We start from the raw sequence: 22,985 nt of genomic DNA, 5'->3' as shown, positions 1-22,985 counted from the left end.
GTTCTCCTTAATGCGCGACGCCGGCGGCGACGGATTCATCGATAAATCGGCCCTGGTGGAAGCGATCAAGGCCGAAGGCGTCAGTCAGGGGCGAGTGGCCCTTGGCGATCATTTCGGCAAAGCCCCAGCCCGAGCCGGGGATCGCCTTGAAGCCGCCGGTGCCCCAGCCACAGTTGATGAACATGCCATCCACCGGGGTTTTGCTGATGATCGGCGAGCGGTCACCCGTGACATCGACAATGCCGCCCCACTGGCGCAGCATCTTGAGGCGGCTGACCATCGGGAAGGTTTCGACCAGGGCGCGCACGGTTTCCTCGATATGGTGGAAAGAGCCGCGTTGGGTGAAGTTGTTATAGCCGTCGGTGCCACCACCGATGACCATTTCGCCCTTGTCGGATTGCGACATATAGCCATGCACGGTGTTGGCCATGACCACGCAATCCATGCAGGGCTTGATCGGCTCCGACACAAGCGCCTGAAGCGCGACGGATTCGATCGGCAGGCGGAAGCCGGCCATATCGGCGAGGTGGCCCGAATGGCCCGCCACCACGACGCCAAGCTTGTCGCAAGCGATCTCGCCGCGATTGGTGCTGACGCCGGTGACACGGCCGCCGTCGCGGGTGATGCCGGTCACTTCGCATTTTTGCAGGATATGCATGCCCATGTCAGAGCAGGCCCGCGCATAGCCCCAGGCCACCGCATCATGGCGCGCCGTGCCGCCGCGCGCCTGCCAGAGACCGCCGAGCACCGGATAGCGCGGCCCATCCAGATTGATGATCGGCACGATTTCCTTGACGCGGGTGGGCGAAATGAACTCGGTCGTGACCCCTTGCAGGGCATTGGCATGCGCGGTGCGCTGATAGCCGCGCACCTCGTGTTCGGTCTGCGCCAGCATGATCACGCCGCGCGGCGAATACATGATGTTATAGTTCAGGTCCTGGCTGAGCGTCTCATAGAGAGCGCGCGACTTTTCATAGATCGCCGCCGAAGGGTCCTGAAGGTAGTTCGAGCGGATAATCGTGGTGTTGCGCCCGGTGTTGCCGCCCCCGAGCCAGCCCTTTTCAAGCACCGCTACATTGGTGATGCCAAAGTTCTTGCCGAGGTAATAGGCGGTCGCAAGCCCGTGCCCGCCGGCCCCGATGATAATCACATCATACTTTTTCTTCGGCTCGGGCGAGGCCCATGCGCGTTCCCACCCCATATGGTGGCGAAGCGCTTCGCGGGCGATGGCAAAGGCGGAATAACGTTTCATGCGCGGCCTCAGGTCTAGTGGATTCGCAGGCGATACTGCGGCTGCGACCGTAATGCGCCGCGCCCGGCTTGGAAAGGATACTCTGGGCGGCGATTTGCGCACCAATTGCGACATTGCGACAACTGGGCGCTGCCTGTTGACGGGGGCGTGACCACTTGGCCCTTTTTTCCGCGCGCCTGCGACGTTACATGGGACCGGCAAGAGGGGGAAAACCATGGGTTTCTGGATCATCGTCGCGGCTTTGGCCATCGCAATCGGGGCGGTTCTGGCGCTGACATTGTTGCGGGGGCGTGTCGGGGATGCACCGCCGGCGGCCTATGACCTTCAGGTCTACCGTGATCAACTCAAGGAGGTCGATCGCGACCTTGCGCGCGGTGTGATCGGCGCGGATGAGGCACAGCGCCTGCGCTCTGAGGTGTCGCGCCGGGTTCTGGCGGCGGATGCGCAATTGCGCATGGGCGGCGAGGATGGCGGCCAGCCGCGCCTTGCCGGGGGTCTTGCGGCGGGTCTTATCGTGGCGGTGATCGCGGGGGGCGGTTTGCTGATCTATCGACAGGTCGGCGCGCCGGGGTACGGCGATCTGCCGATTGCCAAGCGAATTGCCGCATCCGATGCGGCCCGCGCCGAGCGCCTGCCGCAGGACGCGGCAGAGGCCCGCCTTGGCCCCGTCGAAGAGGCCATCCCCGAGGGCACAAGCGAGGATTACGTCGCGCTGATCGAACAGCTTCGCAAAACCGTGAAGGAACGCCCCGAGGATCAGCAGGGCCTGCAATTTCTGGTGCGCAGCGAGGCGGCGCTTGGAAATATGGCCGCCGCGCGCCGCGCCCAGCAACAGCTTATCGCGCTCAAGGGCGACGCGGCCAGTGCCGCCGATCAGGCGATGCTGGCCGATCTCATGATCAATGCCGCCGCTGGCTATGTCTCGGCCGAGGCCGAAACTGCCCTGCGAGAGGCGCTCCGGCTTGATCCGCGCGAACCCAGTGCGCGGTTCTATCTTGGGCTTTATTTGATTCAGGTCGACCGCCCCGACGGCGCGTTTCGCACCTGGCAAGCGCTGCTTGAGGAAAGCACGCCCGACGCGCCATGGGTCGCCCCGATCCGCGCTCAGATCGAGGGACTGGCGGCACGCGCCGGGGTGAAATACACCCTGCCCCCCGTGAGCGGCTTGCGTGGGCCGACAAGCGAGGACATGGAGAACGCCGCCGGGATGAGCGCCGAGGGCCGTCAGGACATGATCCGTGGCATGGTCGCAGGGCTGGCCGAGCGGTTGTCGACAACCGGCGGGACCGCCGAGGAATGGGCGCGCCTTATCAATGCTTACGGCGTGCTTGGCGAGGCCGACAAGGCCAAGCAGGTCTGGACCGAAGCGCAGGTGGTGTTTGCCGCCAATCCGGCAATGCTCGACACCCTGCGCGCCGCCGCAGCCAATGCCGGGATTGCCGAATGATTATCGAGGACATTCAAGAGCTTGGCGCCGCCCTGCCAAAGGGACAGCCGATCATGGGGCTGGACCTTGGGGAAAAGACCATCGGGGTGGCGATCTCGGACCGGCTCTTGTCGGTGGCAAGCCCGCATGAGACCGTGCAGCGCAAGAAATTCGGCCTTGATGCCGCGCGCCTGCTTGAGATTGCGACGAGCCGCGAGGTCGGCGCGATCATCCTCGGCCTGCCGCGCAACATGGACGGATCCGAAGGCCCGCGATGCCAGTCAACCCGTGCTTTCGCGCGCAATCTGGAACGGCTGACGCCGCTGCCCATAGGGTTCTGGGACGAGCGCTTGTCGACCGTGGCCGCCGAAAGGGCGCTTTTGGAGGCGGATGCGACCCGAAAGCGTCGCAAGGAGGTGATCGACAATATCGCCGCGGCCTATATCCTTCAGGGAGTATTGGATCGTTTGCGACATATGAGGGCCGCCCTGTGACCGATGAAACCCCGTGGAAACGCAATGAGGTCGACTCGCCCTGCGTCAAGGTCTGCGTGGTGCATCCCGAGGCGCGGATATGCACCGGCTGTCTGCGCACCATCGACGAGATCACCCGCTGGTCAAAAATGGCCCCCGAGGATCGCCGCGAGATCATGGCCGCCCTGCCCGACCGCCAGTCTATGCTGCGCAAACGCCGCGGTGGACGCGCGGCACGGGTTTCGCGCGGGTAAGGCCATTCTGTACGACCTATGCGCGTTTGCGATGATGGCCGGATGATCCGGGATCGCCGTGCAATCGTTCGATCATGGCATCGAAATCCCATTCCTTCCGTGCGCGTAAGCGTAACGGCATTTGCGGTGAAATCCCCCGCATGATGTGCCGCTTTACCTGGCCAACCGTCAGACACGGCCGCGCCGGGCGGCCGTTCAGGGCCCTGCCCGGGTTGGTCGAGCTCTGTACGTAGTAGCTTTGACCACCGTCATCAGATTGCAGCGAATTTGTCGTGCCACTGGCGGTGCCGATATAGGTGCTGGTCTCCCCGGCGGCAGGGCCGTCTACCGCAGTGACCGCGCCGGTATGGGTGATGAATTGCACGATGGCGCCGGTGTCGTCCGCCAAAGCGGTCGAGTCACCCATCTCAATTCCGGAAAAGCCCGGCGTCGTCGCGTCGATCACATAGACATCCGTCCCCCGAACCGTACTTTGCAATGTCAGGCTACTGAGGGAAATGGTGTGATCGACACGGCCATCGGACCCGTAGATGACCACCTCATAGGCCGAGATATCCGTACCCGCAGGAAACGCGAGTTCGATGAATTCAGGAGAATTCCCGTAGTGGTCGTATTCCGAGATATAGCCGGGCATCAAGTCGCCTCCCACTGCCTGCGAGAGAAGCATAACATCACCCGATTTCACTTCGGTTAACGCCGTAACGGCGTGGTTGACGCCCTATCCCATTCAGGGGGCCAAGAGCCAGTCCGCTGACGAGTGATCGCCAAATTCCGGTCGGAAATAGGCGATCATCCGACCCTCTGGCGGGGCCTTGGCGCCCCGCCCCCAAGGCGCGACACCGTGCAACGCCAGCCGGTGGACCAGGGAAACCCCGCCAAGCGGCACCGGCAGGGTCACGCGCGGGCAGGTTTCAAACACCTCGCGCCGTGTGGCCTGATAGATGTCGGTCAGGTCAACCTCGCCCCACTCCTGTGGCGCCACCCCGTCAAAGGCCCGTTCAAACGCCCGGCGCATGATGTGATGACTGCCCTCCCAGACCACAAGCGGGCTTGCCTCTGGGGTGCAATCGGTGAGAGACACCCCGAGGATATAGGCATGGCGTTCGCGCAGCATCCGGCGACGCTCGGGGCCGATGGCCAAAAGCCCGTCCACATGCGCCGCATCTCGCATGCGGCGATACCGGAACGCCGCCTCGCTTTCGCCTGCGCGTGGCCGGGGATAGCCCGGATAGATCACCGAAACCTGCGCATGGTGGAGCGGTAGCCTGCCATAAAGTGCCTGCGCCACGCCGTAACCCGCGCCGGTCAAGGGCCCGCTTTGCGCCACCGCCCCGGTCGTGTCATTGGGAAGACAATCCACACCGACAAACCATGTGCCCTCGCATTGCAGGCCTTCGGCTGCTTCCTCCGGGTCATGGATCCGCATCAAAGCCGCGCTGCGCGCAAGCTCTGCCCAGGCCAGAACGCCCGGCTCCGGCGCAAAAACCGCCCACCCCTTATCAAGCAAGGCCGTCACCAGCCAAGCGCCGTGCGCCGCATGTTGAACGCCATCAGCTGGGGACTGCCCCCGGCCACCGCGCGCATCTCCATCATCTGCAATAAAGGGCCCGTATCGGCCTTTTGGACAGCCATAATCATGCTCCAGCCTCAGAATGAACGCGGCCTACACCGACGCGGCCCGCGACGCCAGTTCGATTTCTGCCAGGGCCTGCTCCAACAGAGCGGGCCCTGCACCGGGGCGATGTACCCCTTCGGACAACATGCGCCGCCAAATGCGCGCGCCAGGACGCCCGGCAAACAGGCCCAGCATATGCCGGGTGATCTGGTTAAGCCGCCCGCCCGCCACAAGATGCGCCTCGATATAGGGCAGCATGGCGCGCACCGCCCCTTCGGCGGTGGCATCCGGGCCGCTGTCGCCGAAAATGCGCCGGTCGGCGGCCGCCAGTATATCAGTGGGCTGATGATAGGCGGCGCGCCCCACCATCACCCCGTCAAGCCCCGCGTCAAGAAAAGCCTCGACCTGATCGAGCGTGGTGATCCCGCCATTGACCGACAGATGCAGCGCCGGAAACAGCCCGCGCATCGCTTGCACCAGCTCGTAATCCAGCGGCGGGATATCGCGATTTTCCTTCGGGCTGAGCCCCTGCAACCAGGCCTTGCGGGCATGGATTATGAACCGCCCAACCCCGGCGCTTGCCACCCGCGCGAGGAATTCGGGCAACACCTCCTGAGGCTCCTGATCATCCACCCCGATCCTGCATTTCACTGTTACTTCAAGTGGTTGTGCGGCAATCATCGCGGCGCAACACTCGGCGACAAGGCCCGGACTCTTCATCAGCACGGCCCCGAACGTGCCCGATTGCACCCGATCGCTCGGACAGCCGACATTCAGGTTGATTTCCTGATACCCAGCCTCAAACCCAAGCCGCGCCGCCTGCGCAAGTTCCTTCGGGTCCGATCCCCCAAGCTGCAACGCAACCGGGTGCTCGGCAACCGAATGATCCAGCAAATGCAGCGCATTCCCCCGCACCAAAGCCGGCGCCGTCACCATCTCAGTATATAGCAACGCCCGCCCCGACAATTGCCGGTGCATATACCGGCAATGCCGGTCGGTCCAATCCATCATCGGCGCGACGGATAAACGGGACCCATTGAGAACATTATATTTTTTATTTTTATCAGCCATTTACCGCTCAGCTATCCGTCCCGTTCTTGTCTCATATGTTGTAATTCTCGCCCATTTTTGGCATAGTTTACAACAAATGTTGCAACTCAGGCCTCATGTTGTAACCCCATGGGTACCATCATCAAGCGAAAGCGGAAAGACGGCTCCACTTCCTGGCTCGCCCAAATCGCGATCCGGCGAGCAGGAAAGACGGTTTTTCGCGAGAACCGTACCTTCGAGCGCCGCTCGATCGCGGCGGCCTGGCTCGAGAAACGCGAGAAGGACTTGGCGAAACCCGGTGCGTTGGAGGACTTCCGCGCAGGCGACCACAAACGCCGCGATGTAACCCTCGCCGATGCCATAGATAAATATGTCGATGATAGCGCAAAGGCGATCGGTCGGACCAAATCCCAAGTGCTCAAGAGCATCAAGAATTTCGACATCGCGGGCAAGCCCTGCGCTGAGATCGACAGCGCGGACATCGTCGCCTTCGCAAAGGAAAAACTGAAATCGGGTGTGACGCCTCAGACGGTGTCAAACTACATGTCGCATAGCCATCGAGAAAATCCTGGTGGCTTGGAGGGGCCATGATCCCAGTCGCCAGTTCCATGTCGCTGCATGCTTGGTGAAGCTTCGACAATTGCCCAGCATCGCTGAATTTGAACCGGATCTCGCCTATTTATCTGCCCTTAGCGCTCTTTCGTCTGGAAGTTTTGAGGAAGCGCGCCAGCATGCCGAAAAGGCTTTGGAACTTTGCATGACGTCGTCCATCGGGCCATTGAAACTGAAAATCGCAAAGCTCAACTTCTCAATGACTGTTGCTCAGGATGCGTTCAACCGTGGCAGTGCGGAACGCAGTTTTCGAATTCTTTGCAAATCAGTCCAGCCTCAAGATGCAGCTCGCTGGAAACTCGGCGAAGGCCCGATCGATTATTCAATGCGGTTGGCTGCCGCCGATCACGCGGCTTGGTTCTGGGACAACATTGTTCGCCCGTATGAAGGGGTGGAAATCGAAGTGCCGCTTCAACAAGAATCCGAGATCATTCGCGCATACGCAGGTTTGCTTCTGTCGGGCGCTTCAGAGGACGAGGTGCGCGGGTTCATCAAGCAGTTTCGCGGCAAGCTGAAGCGCAAGCTAAGAAATGTGCGTGGCGACACGTTCTTCACTGTGACATCAAAGATGGTGCTGGATCTTGTGCGTGTGAAGCGGCAAATACCGACCCATTCCGGGATCCCCAAAGAACCCGCTGAACGGGCCAATTCGATGGCCGCAACGCATTTGAAGATGGTCGGCTTGCTGCCCAGAGACGTTCTGGAAGCGCGTGACTATCTAAAACAGACGGCGTTGATGTTGGCCGCCGATCGAAATGATGTGGACATGGTAAAAGCACTCGTCGATCGCCTCGTGTATGATCGCATGCGTGACGGAATCAATGCTCAGGATGCGCTTGGCCGGACAGCATTGCATTCAGCAGCCAAGGTCGGAGCTGATCGATGTTTTGAGATTCTTCTTGCTGCTGGCGCGAACCCGACGCTCCAGACTTACACCGGAAAGACACCTGCCATTTTTGCCGCAGAATTTGGGCGGGCTACGATCTTCGAAATGAGATTGGCATGTACGGCATATCAAATGGGTAGAAGCGAGCTTGGGGAAGCGTGCGATCTGGCGCAGTACTCCGCAGAGAGTTTCAAAGCAAAGCGCAAGGAATATGCCATTCAGCTCGTTGAACGGATACACGGACAGTGGGCAGATCTCGACCACGGACGGGCGGCTTGTCTATTTCCATCGCAATAGTGTCGCCAACGATGGATATGACGATCTGAACGAAGGTGACACCGTCGAATTGAGCGTCGATGTCAGAGATGCCGATGAAGGGCCTCATGCCAGCTTCGTGCGCCCCGTAAGCACCCTGCGTTTTGTTGACAAGCCTGACTGAGAAACCTGTTCGTCACGGTCAGGCGAAGACCAGTCTTCGCCCACAGCATTCCGCCTGCGAACGCAACCAATCGAGTCGAGTGGCGCTCAGGCAGCCTCGGCCATTAAACGTGGTCGAGTGACGCAACGCACCGATCCATATTATCAGTGAACAAGGTCGCGTCAGGCCCCAAAATGGGCCTCCAGTCGATCAAATGCCAGGTTGATCACGTCGTCCTCGACACAATAGGCCATCCGGACATGGTTCTCGCCCGACGGACCGAATGCGCTGCCTGGCGTGACCGTCACATGCACCTGGTCCAGCAGATCGCGCGCAAACCGATCAGCATTGTCATGGCGAACAAGTACACGGGGAAAGACGTAATAGGCGCCCTGCGGGCGGACATAGCTAAAGACATGCGGCAACCGGTCAAGCCGCTCACAAATCAATGCACGACGACGGTCCAATATGCGTTCAAACTCGACCAGGTGAACCGGTTCATTCTCCAGCGCGGCCAGCGCTGCGATCTGGCTTATTCGAGGAGTGCAGATCATCGTCAGATCGTGGATCTTGACGATCTCATTGCGCAGTGCTTCGGGGACGACCATGTATCCGACCCGCCAACCACTCATGGCGTAGGCTTTTGAGAATGTAAAAAGATAGGCGATGCAGTCAGCGACAGAGGGATCGGAGGCAAGATTGAAGAAGCGGTCGCGGTTGTCATAGACAAAGTGGCTGTATGGGTCATCGATAATGATCAAAATACCATGGGCACGGGCGATGCGCGCCGCCCCCTGCAGCGTTCTTCTGGACAGTATTGCACCGGTTGGGTTCGACGGATTGACCAGAACGATGGCCTTCGTTTTCGGGCTGATCAGCTCTGGCAGAGCGTCGATGTCCAAGTCCCACCTCCTGGCTTCTTTCATGGGCCAGAAAACCGGCACACCGCCATTGAACCGGATCTGTGAAATATGTGACACGAAACCGGGGTCAGTGACGATGACCTCATCCCCTTGATCCACAATTGCGTGGAAAAGGGTCTGAAGCCCCTCCATGTTTCCCGCCGAAATCATCACCTGCTTGTCAGGATCGACGCATTGTCCTGTTCTGTGTTCGTGTTCTCGTGCGGCGGCAACGCAGAGCTCGGGCAGTCCGCCGGGCAATGCGTACATGCCGGCCTTTGGATCGTTTTCCAGCGCCTGCTTGGTTGCGGTCCGAATTGGGGCAGGTGTCCGGAATGACGGCAGACCCCACGCAAGCGACGCCGCGTCGGGCACTTTCGCGTTCAGGATCGACATCTGTTTGATCGCCGACATCTCCAGATTGCAGGATCTGTCGGAGATCAATTGCGATTTCGAAATTATCGTCTGTTCCATATTGCGTGCCACACTGCCAAGTTTCCGATTTGATGAAGGCTCTCCCGGCGGTCAGTGTAAACGTTCGCAAGTGGTTCTGATTGCGATTGATCAAATCAGCGCCAATCCTGTTGTCTGAATCATCAACCGATGCTGCAGTGCGGCTCTCGCAGAGCTGATGGGGTGGATTGCTCATGCTCCAACCGGCGTCGTTTTGCACCGTGGTGCAGCTTTAATGATCTGCGAGCGCAGAGGAGCCGCCCCCTGCAGGTCAAGACAATTGGGATCAATCTCGCCACGAGCCTCTTTCAGGGTTACGGGATCACTGAAAGTGACGAGGGCGCTTTCAACCTGCCTTCGCCGCGCACTCAGCTATTGCCGTTGTTCGCGCGGCTCAGTCCTTGCCTCGTCGGCATGAAAGCCAGTTCCACAAGTCATTACTGGGCGCGTCAGTTGACCGGGCTGGGCCATTAGGTTCGCCAGCTAACCCTTGTACGTCAAGCCCTGTTCCACACAGCCAAGCCCTCAGGAAGGGGGTCGTCTCGATCGCTGTGCGCAACGGGTCTTGGCGCGGCAGAGTGCCATCGCGATATGTAAGGCCTGTCCTGACCCGCATTTCAAGATGCCTCTGCCGTTTTCGAGGCTGCCTTATCCGTCATTCCGCCGAAAGCAACCGCAAGCGTTTCCTCGGTCCGGTCTTGCATTTCGGTGGCGGCATCACTCAGGCCGTCCACGCAAAGCACTGTCAACTGTCGGGTCTCCTCGCCATAGTCCTGTCGCGCGGTATCAAAGAAACCGCCCCGGAAAGACCGCGCGTGCCCGGGTGTCTGCAAATGCGCAAGGTCGCTCATGAGCCGTTTGTCGTGATCCAGGCGCTCGCCGAGGAACGAAACAAACTCCTGAGTCATGGCAACCAGGCACTCGCATCCTATCATCTGAGCCTCGGACCAGGGCGCCATCGAATGTCTGTTCCACGCAAGAGCCACAAAGGGAAAGTGCGACGGAGCATTCGGGCGGTTGGAATTACTTTGATGTTTTCCAACCATATCAAGCTTGCTTTCATGTGAATCCCACACTGACAGAAAACGGGCCTTTCGCGGTGACGGCAGACAACGGACAGGACCGGCGAACTTGGCTCAGATTGACTGCGCTCAAGCGACTGCACAGCGAATCATGCAACCGTTCCACCTTCGGGTCACAGGAGGAAGATCAGCATGACAGGTAAAATCATTGTCGCCACAGACGGGTCTGCCACGGGAAACCGGGCGGTCGATTTCGCCGCCGCGTTGTCGGAAAAATTTGGCAAGGATCTCTGCGTGGTGCATGTACTGATGTACGGCAGGCCCTCGAAGGAAGTCGCAAAAATGGCGGAGAGCGAGGGGATCGTGTTGCCGGTTGCGCCCGATGATGCGACCAGGCAGAGCGCATTTTCAATGCGCTTTCCGAGTGCCGCCGACGAAGTGAGCATGGCAAAGGCCATCTCGGCGCTCGGAGATCGCATCGCCGAACATGCCAAGCAGCGCGCTCAGGATGCCGGTGCCCGCAACGTGACGATCCAGATGTGCGCTGGCGACATCGCCGATGAAATCCTCGATGTGGCCGAAGCCGAAAAGGCGGACGTGCTCGTGCTGGGCCGCAGAGGTCTGGGCCGCGTGCGCGAGGTCTTGCTTGGCAGTGTCTCACAGAAGGTGCTGCACAATGCGGATTGTACCGTCGTCATCGTACCCTGATGCAGAGGTGAGGTGAGGCTTTGACTGTTCACAGACGAAAAAGAGGCCGGCCTGAGGCTTTTGGAGCGCCTGCCTCCGCTCGATCCGAAAGCCACGGTGGTGCTGGCATTGCCGCGCGGCGGCCTGCCTGTCGCCGACGTGATCGCTGACGCACTGGAGGTTCCGCCTGATATCGCCCTTGTCCGGAAAGCCGGCTTCCCGGGGCAAACGGAACTTGCCATCGCCGCCGTGACAGACGGGGACGATCCCCAAATCACCATCAGCGCAGACATGGCACGACGGGTCGGCATAGATGATGCGCAAATCACAAGGCTGGCCGAGCGTGAATTGCCGGAAATCAGCCGCCGACGGCAAGTCTATCCAAAAGGCCGTGCCCCCATACCGCTGGTCGGCAAGACCGTTGCGGTGGTGGTCGATGACGGCATCGCCTCGGGCGCAACCATGCGGGCTGTGCTGAGTTTCGGGCGTGCGACCGACCCCAAGCGCCTGATCGCAGCGGTGTCGGCCGGGCGGCCCGACACGATCGCCGAGATCGAACAGGATTGTGATGAGGTGATCTGTCTCGAAAGCCCGTCGAACTTCCGGGCTGCGGGGCTGCACTATCGGCACTTTGATCACGTCTCGTACGCGACGGTCATCGATATTATTGATTGTCACGCACACAAGCGGCCCGCGCAGTCCCGCCCTGCCCTGCCCCATGACTGATGCGGGTCGTTGCAGAGCAACGTCGCTCAGATTTCGCCGGCTTTTGCAAAAAGTTGCGCCGCCGCTGCGACGTTCTGTTTCGTTTTCGCGCGCCACTTGGCCGGGGTCGCGACCTCGATGTCGCGAAAATGGTTTGCGGCCAAGCGCGCCCGCGTCAGCAATGCAACCCCACCGTAAGCGGTAAGCAGAGCAAGAGACGGCGGCGCAATCGCGTAAGACATCTTCACCAGCATCACCGCGCGAATCCATCCGGCTCCCTGCAAGGCGCATTCGAGACCGAGCGCGTTGATTTCGTAGAATGGATCAAGAACACGCATCCCGTGATCAATCTCAAGGCGGTCAAAGACGACGGGAGGCCTGGTCAGGCAGACATGTTCGCAGCGCAAATCGCCATGCCCCTCGACCACAAGACCCAGACGCGCCCGTTCGACGATTTCTTCTCGGCATGTCTTGAGTGCAGCAACCGCGAAGTCGACAGTCTGCTCTGGTGCGGGAACACCGGTGGCAGAGGCCATTTCGCGCAAATGTGTCGCGGCAGTCTCGACGTCTTGGAGCAGGCGAGGATAAAAGACGGCACCGGGGTCAGGCAATTGCGGTTGGCGCCGGTAAAACCCGACGAGCAGATCGCAAACCGCCTCGATCTCGGTACATTCGGGTGCGGGGCCACAGACAAGGCGACGATCAAGCATCTCTTGCTCCGGAAGCCGAAGGGATTCGATCAGCCAGTCGACAACCCGCCCGACGCCGCCAAGGGCCAGCGATCCGTCGGCGCGCCGGACAAGTGGAGTCAAACTACGATAGACGCCGCCGGAAAGCGCGCGATTCAGCCGAAACTCCTCCCGGCAAAGCCGCGCGCGCGCTTCGAAAGACACCTGATCGACATGCATCAAGCGGACCGGCTTCTTCAGTTTCCATGCCCTGTCGCTTGTGAGATAGACCAGCGAGGCGTGGGTTTCGATGCACTTCGGAGGTGGCTCATCCGGCCAAGGCGCGCCGCTTCTCAAAAAGGCATGCAGTTCTGCCAGCGACCCCTCGCCGGACGCCAATGCGTCCTTTATCGGCTCGGTTCTCGCTGATGACATATGCATGAATTAATCCCAGAGCTCCTGAATCGGGCGCCGCATTGACTGCTTCACCTGCTGGAACTCGCCCCACGAGATATGGCGGCGAAGCAGGTCGAACACGGCACCGACGGCGCGTTCGGGATCTTCGAGCGGCGTTCTCTGAAACCGGGATTGGACACGTTTCAAAAGATCCGCCTTGTTGCGCGGTTTGACCGGTGTCTTTGACGGGTCCCAGCCATCGTAATAGACACCGCGGACAAGCACGGGGAGCTGCGCTCCGAGATCCGCAGCTTCATCGACGGTCAGGAAGTCCCGGATCGTGTGGAGCGTTTCACATAGCAACACATACGCCTGCGGCTTCTGCCAACCAAGGTCGTCGCAAAGTTCGTTGAGCCACTCGGCGAATACCTGGGGGGCATGATGTAAGATCGGGATTTCCTTGATGGTCATTTGAAGGCCTTTCCTGCGGTGGCACCATTGTTTCAGCATTCGCACGCGCGTGGGAACGGCGCATTGACCGCCGTCAATTCGCCCTGTGCCGAAAGGCGGTATAGAGGTGTCATGTTGTTTTTTGCACTCGACCGATCAAAGACGCTCGGCCTCAAGGTCGCCAAGGCTGGCGGGTTTGATCTCGCACTGCATGAGGAGCGCGAGTTTGAAGGAGGCGAGCACAAGGCGCGTCCGCTTGCGGATGTTGGCGGGCAGGATGTTTACGTGCTGCAGTCCCTGAACGGAGAACCCGTTGCGTCAGCCAACGACAAGTTACTGCGACTGTTGTTTTTTCTGGCCGCGTGCCGCGATCACGGCGCAGCACGTGTCACGGCGATCGCCCCCTACCTTGCCTATTCCCGAAAGGACCGGCTGACAAAGACGCAAGATCCGGTGACGACGCGATATGTCGCGCAATTGTTTGAGGCAGTGGGTGTCGATACCGTGATGACCCTCGAAGTCCACAACCCGGCGGCTTTCCAGAATGCATATCGCTGCCGGACGCTGCACCTTTCCACCGAACACCTCTTCGCCGCAGAGATCGCAGGGCGTTCGACCGACCGACCGGTCGCTATCGTCTCGCCCGATCCCGGCGGCGTGAAGCGCGCGCAACTGCTTCGCGAGGCCTTGCAGGAAACCACCGACAAGGACGTGCCGTTCGGGTTCATGGAAAAGCGCCGGAGCGCCGGGGTGGTCTCCGGCACACATTTCGCGGGCGAGGTTGACGACTGCGCTGTTTATATCGTCGATGACATGATCTGTGGCGGAGGCACGACCCTGCGGGCCGCCGAAGCGGCACGCGCGCACGGCGCGGCAGAGGTACACGCCATCGTCGCGCACGGATTGCTGACCAATGATGCAGTGACGGCATTCGCGCAAACATCCCTGGTCGACACGATCACCCTCACCGATAGCACGGCCCCTGATCCCGCATGGGCCGGACGGCTTGGCGACAGGTTGCGGAGCATCTCCTGCGCCCCGATGATCGAAAATGCCATACGGCAGGAGCATGACACATGGTCGGCGCAAGCGGCCTCGATCAGACCGCGAAACGCTTCCGGTTGACGGTCGTCAATAACGCCGGTCCCGGTACCGATATATTGAAATCAGTAAACTCAGCTGGAGGGTACGAGATGAAGATCAACGATGCAATGCACCGTCAGGCCGGTTGGACTAGCGCCGATATACCTGTCAGCGAGGTCGCCAAGATCATGATGAAGAGCGATATCGGCGCCATTCCCGTCGGCAAGAACGACAAGCTGATCGGAATGATCACAGATCGGGATATCGCGCTGCGGGTTGTCGCCGAGGGCCGTGTTCCGGCGAAAACCACGGCCGAAGAGGTCATGACGAAAGGCATCATTTTCTGTCACACAAACGAGACAGTCGAGGACGCCATTCACCTGATGGATCAGAAGAAGATACGTTGTCTTCCGGTCATTGACGACAAAAAGAGGCTCGTGGGTATGCTTAGCCTTGGCGACGTCTCGCATGCGGTCGGCCGTGACTTGTCCGGCGAACTTCTGCATGCAGCTGCGAGTCACCATCCCTGAGGCTCCGCAAAACAATTGGTCGGTACAGCTCATCCCTGAAGCAAAGCCAAAGCCAGGGGAAATGAGGCCCACCCCCCTGATTGGGATCACACTTATTGGCTTCCTCGTGATAGCCGGTTGCAAAAACCTGACGCCGGAGCACGCACGGTGGTTGGCGTCGCGGGCGGCGCGGCAGCTGGCTTGATCACTGCGGATGCGTTGAGCGCGGATGACGACTGGCGGTTCGTCGCGGCGTTTGCCGCGGCGGCGGCGGGTACGCTCGTGGCGCAAAATCCGGCGACCGGCCGCTGCGCATATGCGCGGGGCGACGGCACCTACTATACGACTGTAGATATGTACGGACTCGCGGGAGACTTCCGATACCATCCCGGACTCGGGAAGGAGGAAGGTTTCATGACGGAGGATGAGCGGGAAATTCAACGTAAACTTCGGGGTCTGCAGCACGCCATGATGCTTTACGTTGGTGACCCGCCAGAAGGCCCGCAATCCGGATTGCCGCAGCCGACTGAACCGCAGCCGGTGCCTGCCCCACCTGAGGTCCCGCGACCGATTGACCCCGCTCCGGCCCCCGCCACGCCAGAAGATGCACCCCTAGATAGATCCGGAGATCCCGCGACCGCCCCGCGAAACCCGAGCGCGAGGCTCATGCCTGAAAACCAACGCCACAACGGCGCTTAATGGCTTGGGCCTTGGTCTGTTGTGGCCCGATAAGCGCGGGTTTACCACAAGCAGCTGCGCCCCGGAGGGCTGATCCTGACAGCGCCTCCCACTGCGGCAAGCGGGGTTCCGATCAACCTGTTGGCACTGGAGAATTCACAGGAAAAGAGCGGAAATCTGATCGACGAAGCGTTTTCACGGATGATGATTTCAAGACCGGGCTAAAGGCTGGGACCAATGTCTTCCCTGCATCTGCGCGGTCCTGAAAGCGGTCCATTGCTGCGCCTCACTCATGGCGCAGGGCGTCAATTGGGTTCAACCGTGCGGCGCGGCGCGCCGGGAAATACCCGAAGATCACACCAACCGCCGCCGAAAAACCAAAGGCCAGCAGGACAATTTTCGGGTCCGGCATGAACGGCACCGACAGGGCATTGGCCCCCACCAGGCCCAATATCAACCCCAGCACAATCCCGATCAGCCCGCCGATCAGCGACAGCACGATGGCCTCGACCAGAAACTGCGACATCACCTGATGGGCCTGCGCGCCCACGGCAAGCCGGATGCCGATCTCGCGCGTCCGCTCGGTGACCGAAACCAGCATGATATTCATGATCCCGATGCCGCCCACCAACAGGCTGACCGCCGCCACCGCCGACAAAAGCCCGGTCAGGATATCGGTGATGCCAGACAGCATTGTCGCGATCTGTTTCATGTCCATGACGGTGAAGTCATCCTCTTCGCCCTGACCAATGCGGCGGATTTCACGCATCAGACGCTCGATCTCCTGCTTGGCGCGCTCGGTCGATACACCGTCATGTACGGCCACATAGAAGAACGACACATCCGAATTTCCCGCCACCCGGCGCTGATAGGTCTTGAGCGGCATGATCACGAAATCGTCCTGGTCGCTGCCAAAGGTCGACGCCCCCTTGGAACGCAAAAGCCCGATCACCTCGCAGGACAGGGTTTTGATCCGGATCGTCTCACCCAACGGGTCAGCCGTGCCAAAAAGCTCTTTGCGCACGGTTTCACCCAGAATGCAGACCGGCTTGCCGGATTGAAGCTCTGACGGTTCAAATATGCGCCCGCGCTCAACCTCCCATCCTGCCGCCGAAAAATAACGATTATCGGTGCCAGTCACATCGGTGCGGTGATTTTCATTGCCAAAAACCGCACGCGCGCGTGTCGCGCTGAGCGGTGCCGCAATGTCCACCACGCTGAGTTGATCCTGAACCCGGTCATTGTCGCGCAGTGAAAACAGCGGTGCCACCGAACTGCCCGGGCCGCCCTGCATGGCGTCCTGTCCCGGCATCACCATCAGCACGTTACTGCCCAGCTTTTCGACATCCGCAGTCACCTGCCGCGCCGAGCCCTGCCCCACCGTGACCATCGCAATCACCGCCGCCACACCGATCACAACCCCCAGCACGGTCAAAAAAGACCGCAACGCATTGCGCAGGATCGCCTGAAGCGCAAGTTTGACCGTCTCCCACAACATCTCAGCCCACCTTTCGCGTTGGCGCATCGCGCTCGACCCGGCCATCGACCATCCAGATCAACCGATCGGCATATTGCGCCATGTCCTTTTCATGCGTCACCATGATGATGGTCAGCCCCTCGGACCGGTTGAGATGCTGCAGCACCTCCATGATCTCGGCGGATTTTTTGGTATCAAGGTTGCCGGTCGGCTCATCCGCCAGCACGACCCTCGGGCGCCCGGCCAGCGCGCGTGCGATGGCGACGCGCTGTTGCTGCCCGCCCGAAAGTTCCGAAGGGTCATGACCGGCCCGATCAGAAAGCCCCATTTTCTCAAGCGCCTGCATCGCCAGCGCCTCGCGCTCTGCGCGCGACAGGCCCTTGTAGATCAACGGCAGAATGACGTTATCAAGGGCACTTGTGCGCGGCAAAAGATTGTAGCCCTGAAAGACAAAGCCAAGATAATGTCGCCTGAGGAGCGCCCGCTGGTCGGCGCTCAGGTTGTCGACCTCGACACCGCTGAAAAAATATTCCCCACCCGTCGGCGCATCGAGACAGCCGATCACGTTCATTGCCGTGGACTTTCCCGATCCGCTGGGGCCCATGATCGCCACGAATTCGCCTTCGCGTATCGTCAGATCGACGCCGTCGAGCGCGCGCACTTCGGTCTCACCCGCGCCGTAGATGCGCGAAATCCCCTTGAGCTGAATAAGCGGGGTTTCAGCCATCCGTCTGATCCCTGATGACCAGATCACCGAGTGCAATCGCGCCCTCCAGTATCTCGGTGACATTCCCGTCGCTTGGCCCGGCGCGAATGGCGATTTCCTGTGCCACGCCGTCGCGCAGAACCCAAAGCGTTTTGCTGTCGCCTCGACGCACATCACCGCCGCCCGACGGGATCAACATGCCCAGCAATCCGCTGCGATCCTCCTTTTCGTCAGGGGCGAGCGGCGGAGCGTATCTGAGGGCGGCATTGGGAACAGTCAGCACATCGGTTAATTCGGCCACAGTAATATCAGCTGTCGCCGTCATGCCGGGACGCAATCGCAGGTCGGAATTGTCGATGCTCAGGATCGCCTTGTAGGTAACAACGCCGTCAACCGTCTCGGGCGCGAACCTGATCTCGGCGATCTCTGCCGGGAACCGTTCTTCGTCATAGGCATCAACGGTAAATTCGGCCCGGTTACCGACCGCAATCTGACCGATATCGGCCTCGTCCACGTCAACGCGCAATTCCATCTGTGTCAGATCTTCGGCAACCGTGAACAGAACCGGCGCCGACAGGGAAGAGGCCACGATCTGCCCGGCATCAACCGCACGATCAAGCACGATCCCCTTGATCGGCGAACAGATGCAGGCCTTGTCCAACTCGGCCTGTTGCAGATCCAGATTGGCCTCGGCCAGGGCCCGGTCTGCCTGTGCCGACTGCAATTCGGCTTGCGCGCGAATATATGCGGCCCTTTGCGAAACAAACTCCTGATGCGAGGTGATCCCGCGCTGTTCCAGTCTCAGGCCGGTCTCGTACCGCTCCCGGGTTTCATCCAGCGTTGCCTGCGCCATCGCAACCCGTGCAATTGCCGAATCCAGCGCCGCCTTGCGCACGGCAAGCTGGGCTTCAAGTTTGACGGTGTCGAGTTCGGCCAGAACCGTGCCGACGTCAACGGGGTCATTGTAATCCACAAAGACATTCGCCAGCGTTCCCGACAGCTCACTGGAAATCTCGACAAGGTTTGTTGGTTCCACTGTGCCGGTTGCGGTGACCGTAACACTGAAACTTGCAATTGCGGCCTCGGCGGTCACAAACCGCACGTTGTCTTGCTTGGCGTTGCTCAGCATCCAATAGGCAGCACCGGCGGCGACAATCCCGATGAGACCCAGATACTTGATCCAGCGGGCCTGCCACCATTGAGACACACCTATTTTCAGGGTTGCCGCGATATCGCTTTCGGTCTTTTGCATCTCTGCCTCGGGAAAGGGGAGGGTTCGTTTCATCCTAGTGATTTGGGGGTAATTTCACCTGACCTAGGTCAAGTTGGTTGAAACAGCAGTTTTGCTGGCATTTGAGGATCGAATGGGTTTTTCGCGGCCCGGGTCCTGACGCAGACCAATGCTGCCCGAGGAACATCCGCGTATCGTCATCGCCGTATTGCCCTGAGGTCGTTGTTTGGGCAGGTCTGCCATCATATTGTCCTGGCGGCCTTTTACTGGCGATTACAGCGGCATCACTGAAGCCCGCCAAGAAGGGTGCAACACCAACGGGCGTAGTCCCCCCGGGCACCTGTCTACATCAAACCTGACGGCTTGCGCCGCGATGCCGGATCGCGGAGGCTATCAGCCCGGTTTGCCCAAAAATCAGCGGCACAAGGCTCATCCCAAGAATAAGTCCCCAAGACGTTGCATCCGGCAGGTGCAACTCAAGCGCCTCTGACGCCACGGGTATGAACAGGGCCATAAACAGCAGCCCCAGACTCAGGACGACGCCCCCCCAGACAAATTTATTGCGCGTGACCTCGTTCAAGATTAAACCCGACCTTGGATCGCGCATGTTGAACACATGCCACAACTGCGCAAATGCAAGCGTCAGGAATGACACTGTCACGGCTTCCTGAACCGGCAGGTCGAGGATTTTCATCGCGACCACCAACGCCCCGAGGGTTGCGGCTGTGATGCTAAGACTATGAAGCACAATCGCCAGCCAGATTGCGCGTGTCACAATAGGTTTGCCGGGATCGCGGGGCGGACGTTGCAGGATCTTGTCACTGCCTTCGCTGGTGCCCAATGCAAAGGCCGGAAACACATCCGTGACAAGATTGAGAAACAGAATTTGCAGCGGCAAAAGCGGCAGCGGCAGGCCAGAAAGAATCGCAATGCCAACCACCAGAACCTCACTCAGATTACACGACAGCAGATAGGTGACAAATTTCTGAATGTTCCTGAATATGACCCGTCCTTCCCGGATGGCCGCGACAATCGAGCCAAATGCGTCGTCGCGCAGGACCATGTCGGCCGCCTCACGCGCGACCTGCGTGCCACGAAGCCCCATTGCGATACCGATATCAGCCTGCCGCAAGGCGGGTGCATCATTCACTCCGTCCCCGGTCATCGCGACAATTTCCCCATCTTTCTGGCAGAGCGAAATCAGATAAAGCTTTTGCTCCGGGCTAACCCTGGCAAAAACGTCTGCCGACCTGATGGCATTGAGTTCGTTATCCGACATCTGCGTTACCTGCGGCAGGCACCGACCTTCGATCACCGCAGGATCGTGGTCAGCAAGCCCCACGGCGGTCGCGATGTTCTTTGCGGTCACCGCATGATCGCCGGTCATCATGATCACGCGAATTCCTGCCGACCTGCATTTTGCAATTGCCCCTGGCACGTCTGATCTTGGGGGATCGACCAGTCCGATCAGGCCCAGGAAGGTAAGCCCCGCATAGTCTGCCGCCTCGACGTTATCGACCCCTTTGGTGGCCACCGCCAGAACCCGCATGCCCCGCGCCGCCATTTCATTCGTGCGCACCTGCCAGATATCCTTCAGGTCGCCTGAAAGGTCTGACACCGTTTCGTCATCGTTGATAATTTCCGTGCAGGCATCCAGCACGGCCTCTGGCGCACCTTTGACCCACATGACAGGTTGATCGCCCGCTTGGTGAATTGTCGCCATCAGCTTGGTGGTTGAATCGAAGGCAATCTCGCGCAGCTTTGGAAAGTGTCGCATATAATCGGATTTGACTTTTGCCGCAGCGCTTGCCGCAAGCAGCAAGGCCTGCTCCAGCGGGTCACCCGTGTTTCGCGTGTCGCCCTCACCAAGCTCGGCATTGTTGCACAGCACGCTCGCGGTCAAAATCTTGTCCAGACAGGGCACTTGCGCGGCGTCGATGGTTTCATCGCCCAGAGTTATGGCCCTATCTGAAACCGCGTAGACCGCCCCCGGACAGCCGATTTCCCGCACGGTCATCTTGTTTTCCGTCAGCGTACCGGTTTTATCCGTGAAAATTACGGTGGTCGCCCCCAGCGTTTCAACCGCCGACAGGCGTTCGATCAACGCATTCTGACGGGCCATGCGCCACATGCCACGCGCCAACGCCATTGTCGCAACCACTGGCAGGCCCTCGGGGATCGCCGCCACCGCCAATGCAATCGAGGCTTCGATCATCAAGAAAACGTCGCCCCCCTTCAAAACGCCCAAGACCCCCAGCAACACGACAATGCCCAACGTGAACGTGATCAGTTGTCCGCTCAATCGCTGCAACTGGCGCTCAAGCGGCGAATGTTCCGGCATGGCCTGTTCGACAAGTTTGGAAATACGCCCAAGTTCGGACTGCATGCCGGTGGCCACCACCACCCCAATTCCGCTGCCACGGGTGATCGAGGTGCCCTTGAACAACATGCAGGGCCGGTCACCGATTGCGCTGTCGGCATCGACGGCGGTCACAGCCTTGTCGACACCAACAGATTCGCCCGTCAAAGCAGATTCGTCAGCGGACAGATTGGACGCTTCAATCAGACGGATATCCGCCGTGACCACATCCCCCCCTTCCAGTAAAACGATATCTCCCGGGACGATTTTGGTTGCGGGCAACATCATGGCGCGACCGTCGCGCTTCAGCCGGGTCGCCAGACTGCCCAGAACGCGCAACGCTTCCATCGACCGCGCCGCGCGCCATTCGGTGACAAAGCCGATCAGGCTGTTGATCACAAGAACCAGACCTATCGCGATGCCTTCCTTCCATTCCCCAAAGGCAAAAGCGATTGCCGCTGCTCCCGCGAGCAACAAGACCACCGGGCTTTCGAACTGATGGATCAAAAGGCGCAGCCCACTGGTTCGCTCCCGGAATTTCAGAATGTTGGGACCGTGCCCAGCCAACCTTGCAGCGGCCTGGGCTTCGGACAGGCCGGTCGTTCCTGAGGTCTCCAGCAATGCGATCAAGTCGGTCGCACTTGTTGCATGCGGATATGCAAGGCCGGATTTCAGAGCAATCCCGCCCAGGTCATCGGGCTTCACAGTACCGCCCACCACGTCATTCTTCGCCGACAAACGGTTCTCGTCAGGCATGTGCACTTTTTCCCCCAGACTGGGTTGATCGGCGGCGCGAACCTGGCATTCAGAGCCCGGTCATCCGGTGAGAACCGCAGGAACGGGCCGCCAAGCCAGCACCAAACCGAACCCCTGACGTTTTTGCGCCAGGACCCCTGCCGAGGACTTGATGCATGTCAAATTCACGATCGAGTTCATTGGCATTCTGAAACTGAGCTAATGGGATGATCTGCGTTCCCACCAAACAGCAGCTATTGTTGCGGACATAGGTGGAGAGAGGAGCCTTCAGATGAATATCGTGGTTTTGGGCATCGATCCGGGCAAGACCGTTTGCAGCCTTGCAGGATTGGACGCAGCGCGAGCTCTTGTGTTTCGCAAGCGCGTTCAGCGGCATCGGTTGCCGGATTTTCTGGAGGGTCTGCGACTCTGTGTCGTGGCAATGGAAGCCTGCGGAGGCAGGCGCATCACATCGGACGCTTGTGCCTTCGACACGGGCGCCAACCTCAATTGATGTCGCCGCTTTATGTCCGCCTCTACGTCAAAGTCCACAAGAACGACGATCGTGATGCGGAAGCGATTGCCGAGGCGGCGACGCGCCCGACCATGTCGTTCGTCGCGATTTAATCGGAAGAACAGCTCGATCTTCAGGCCTTGCATCGCGCCCGCAAGCGGCTCGTGACCGAAAGGACACGCCTGTGCGCGACGCAGAGTTGCGAGCTGGGCCATGATAGAGAAGCGAAACCATCAGAATCGGGCCTGTGCCTTGACACCGGCGGAAAATGTTGACCGGTCAAAGGCAAGCCAAAACCTGAACAGAGCCAACCTATAACAGCGGACTCTCAGGGCGGCATGTATGAACCGCCTTCCCCTGCAAACGTTTTTTAATGTCCCTTTGACCCTGCTTCTATGTATTCGGTCTATTTGTGGGGCAAAGT

At 59.9% G+C, this 22,985-nt stretch carries 21 protein-coding genes and 1 pseudogene; 10 read left to right on the top strand and 12 right to left on the bottom strand.

Annotated features, from left to right (window positions below; all coding sequences use genetic code 11):
- Positions 1 to 7: 7 nt before the first annotated feature.
- Positions 8 to 1,252 (bottom strand): sarcosine oxidase subunit beta family protein, encoded by a 1,245-nt coding sequence (locus tag BUB78_RS14070; RefSeq protein WP_073199011.1) that lies wholly within the window; start codon positions 1,250 to 1,252, stop codon positions 8 to 10.
- A 214-nt stretch (positions 1,253 to 1,466) separates the two neighbouring features.
- On the opposite strand from BUB78_RS14070, the gene ccmI reads away from it, so the two are divergent.
- The 3 genes from ccmI to BUB78_RS14055 are packed head-to-tail and all read left to right on the top strand — an operon-like array spanning position 1,467 to position 3,405.
- Complete coding sequence (gene ccmI / locus BUB78_RS14065; RefSeq protein WP_073199009.1) at positions 1,467 to 2,699, top strand: c-type cytochrome biogenesis protein CcmI; 1,233 nt, start codon at positions 1,467 to 1,469, stop codon at positions 2,697 to 2,699.
- Positions 2,696 to 3,172, top strand: coding sequence for a Holliday junction resolvase RuvX (ruvX, locus tag BUB78_RS14060; protein WP_073199007.1), 477 nt, complete (start codon positions 2,696 to 2,698; stop codon positions 3,170 to 3,172). Before ccmI ends, ruvX begins: the two co-directional genes overlap by 4 nt.
- The gene (locus BUB78_RS14055; RefSeq protein WP_073199005.1) at positions 3,169 to 3,405 is read left to right on the top strand and encodes a DUF1289 domain-containing protein; all 237 of its coding nucleotides are present in this window, start codon (positions 3,169 to 3,171) and stop codon (positions 3,403 to 3,405) included. The genes ruvX and BUB78_RS14055 overlap by 4 nt, the downstream gene beginning before the upstream one ends.
- Before the next feature lie 16 nt (positions 3,406 to 3,421).
- Here the strand turns inward: BUB78_RS14055 and BUB78_RS14050 are convergent, their stop codons facing one another.
- The 3 genes from BUB78_RS14050 to dusA form a co-directional block, all read right to left on the bottom strand.
- Positions 3,422 to 4,039 (bottom strand): hypothetical protein, encoded by a 618-nt coding sequence (locus BUB78_RS14050; RefSeq protein ID WP_073199003.1) that lies wholly within the window; start codon positions 4,037 to 4,039, stop codon positions 3,422 to 3,424.
- Positions 4,040 to 4,132: 93 nt separating this feature from the next.
- Positions 4,133 to 4,912 carry a phytanoyl-CoA dioxygenase family protein gene (locus BUB78_RS14045; RefSeq protein ID WP_245813493.1) on the bottom strand — a complete coding sequence of 260 codons (780 nt, stop codon included), beginning with the start codon at positions 4,910 to 4,912 and terminating at the stop codon, positions 4,133 to 4,135.
- 156 nt (positions 4,913 to 5,068) lie between these two features.
- A complete protein-coding gene (gene dusA / locus BUB78_RS14040; protein WP_073198999.1) occupies positions 5,069 to 6,091 on the bottom strand; it encodes a tRNA dihydrouridine(20/20a) synthase DusA in 1,023 nt (340 codons plus the stop codon).
- Between the two features lie 108 nt (positions 6,092 to 6,199).
- Between dusA and BUB78_RS14035 the strand changes: the two genes are divergently transcribed.
- Both BUB78_RS14035 and BUB78_RS14030 read left to right on the top strand, forming a co-directional pair.
- On the top strand, positions 6,200 to 6,661 hold the full coding sequence (locus BUB78_RS14035; protein WP_181444379.1) for a hypothetical protein: 462 nt from the start codon (positions 6,200 to 6,202) through the stop codon (positions 6,659 to 6,661).
- Positions 6,662 to 6,695: 34 nt separating this feature from the next.
- On the top strand, positions 6,696 to 7,865 hold the full coding sequence (locus tag BUB78_RS14030; RefSeq protein WP_220084012.1) for an ankyrin repeat domain-containing protein: 1,170 nt from the start codon (positions 6,696 to 6,698) through the stop codon (positions 7,863 to 7,865).
- Between the two features lie 303 nt (positions 7,866 to 8,168).
- On the opposite strand, the gene BUB78_RS14020 is transcribed toward BUB78_RS14030, so the two are convergent.
- Positions 8,169 to 9,362 carry a pyridoxal phosphate-dependent aminotransferase gene (locus tag BUB78_RS14020; protein ID WP_073198992.1) on the bottom strand — a complete coding sequence of 398 codons (1,194 nt, stop codon included), beginning with the start codon at positions 9,360 to 9,362 and terminating at the stop codon, positions 8,169 to 8,171.
- A gap of 596 nt (positions 9,363 to 9,958) precedes the next feature.
- Positions 9,959 to 10,249 carry a hypothetical protein gene (locus BUB78_RS14015; RefSeq protein ID WP_139279354.1) on the bottom strand — a complete coding sequence of 97 codons (291 nt, stop codon included), beginning with the start codon at positions 10,247 to 10,249 and terminating at the stop codon, positions 9,959 to 9,961.
- A 306-nt stretch (positions 10,250 to 10,555) separates the two neighbouring features.
- Here BUB78_RS14015 and BUB78_RS14010 point away from each other — a divergent pair, with 306 nt between their 5' ends.
- Positions 10,556 to 11,071, top strand: a complete 516-nt coding sequence (locus BUB78_RS14010; protein ID WP_073198988.1) for a universal stress protein — start codon at positions 10,556 to 10,558, stop codon at positions 11,069 to 11,071.
- Between the two features lie 60 nt (positions 11,072 to 11,131).
- Complete coding sequence (locus tag BUB78_RS14005; protein WP_170865077.1) at positions 11,132 to 11,776, top strand: phosphoribosyltransferase; 645 nt, start codon at positions 11,132 to 11,134, stop codon at positions 11,774 to 11,776.
- Positions 11,777 to 11,802: 26 nt separating this feature from the next.
- Here BUB78_RS14005 and BUB78_RS14000 read toward each other — a convergent pair whose 3' ends face one another.
- Both BUB78_RS14000 and BUB78_RS13995 read right to left on the bottom strand, forming a co-directional pair.
- On the bottom strand, positions 11,803 to 12,858 hold the full coding sequence (locus BUB78_RS14000; RefSeq protein ID WP_220084011.1) for a hypothetical protein: 1,056 nt from the start codon (positions 12,856 to 12,858) through the stop codon (positions 11,803 to 11,805).
- Between the two features lie 9 nt (positions 12,859 to 12,867).
- Positions 12,868 to 13,290: a DUF2267 domain-containing protein gene (locus tag BUB78_RS13995; protein ID WP_073199118.1), complete on the bottom strand. Its 423-nt coding sequence runs from the start codon at positions 13,288 to 13,290 to the stop codon at positions 12,868 to 12,870.
- 111 nt (positions 13,291 to 13,401) lie between these two features.
- Between BUB78_RS13995 and BUB78_RS13990 the strand changes: the two genes are divergently transcribed.
- Positions 13,402 to 14,394 (top strand): ribose-phosphate diphosphokinase, encoded by a 993-nt coding sequence (locus BUB78_RS13990; RefSeq protein WP_073198982.1) that lies wholly within the window; start codon positions 13,402 to 13,404, stop codon positions 14,392 to 14,394.
- Positions 14,346 to 14,882 carry a CBS domain-containing protein gene (locus BUB78_RS13985; RefSeq protein ID WP_245813492.1) on the top strand — a complete coding sequence of 179 codons (537 nt, stop codon included), beginning with the start codon at positions 14,346 to 14,348 and terminating at the stop codon, positions 14,880 to 14,882. The genes BUB78_RS13990 and BUB78_RS13985 overlap by 49 nt, the downstream gene beginning before the upstream one ends.
- A gap of 943 nt (positions 14,883 to 15,825) precedes the next feature.
- On the opposite strand, the gene BUB78_RS13975 is transcribed toward BUB78_RS13985, so the two are convergent.
- From BUB78_RS13975 to BUB78_RS13960, 4 genes are all read right to left on the bottom strand, one after another.
- Positions 15,826 to 17,037, bottom strand: a complete 1,212-nt coding sequence (locus BUB78_RS13975) for an ABC transporter permease (RefSeq protein ID WP_073199116.1) — start codon at positions 17,035 to 17,037, stop codon at positions 15,826 to 15,828.
- Between the two features lies 1 nt (position 17,038).
- Positions 17,039 to 17,743 (bottom strand): ABC transporter ATP-binding protein, encoded by a 705-nt coding sequence (locus tag BUB78_RS13970; protein ID WP_073198976.1) that lies wholly within the window; start codon positions 17,741 to 17,743, stop codon positions 17,039 to 17,041.
- Entirely contained in the window at positions 17,736 to 19,007 is a 1,272-nt protein-coding gene (locus BUB78_RS13965; protein WP_073198973.1) for an efflux RND transporter periplasmic adaptor subunit, read from the bottom strand. Before BUB78_RS13965 ends, BUB78_RS13970 begins: the two co-directional genes overlap by 8 nt.
- A gap of 295 nt (positions 19,008 to 19,302) precedes the next feature.
- Positions 19,303 to 22,068, bottom strand: a complete 2,766-nt coding sequence (locus tag BUB78_RS13960) for a cation-translocating P-type ATPase (protein WP_084732879.1) — start codon at positions 22,066 to 22,068, stop codon at positions 19,303 to 19,305.
- Between the two features lie 271 nt (positions 22,069 to 22,339).
- Between BUB78_RS13960 and BUB78_RS21200 the strand changes: the two are divergent.
- Positions 22,340 to 22,746 (top strand): annotated as a pseudogene (locus tag BUB78_RS21200) (IS110 family transposase); the annotation flags it as partial.
- Positions 22,747 to 22,985: the final 239 nt, after the last annotated feature.

Origin of the sequence: Roseovarius marisflavi, from assembly GCF_900142625.1 — a bacterium.
GTDB lineage: Bacteria > Pseudomonadota > Alphaproteobacteria > Rhodobacterales > Rhodobacteraceae > Roseovarius > Roseovarius marisflavi.
The sequence above is the reverse complement of the archived record's forward strand: the minus strand, read 5'-3'. Positions and strand labels throughout refer to the sequence as shown.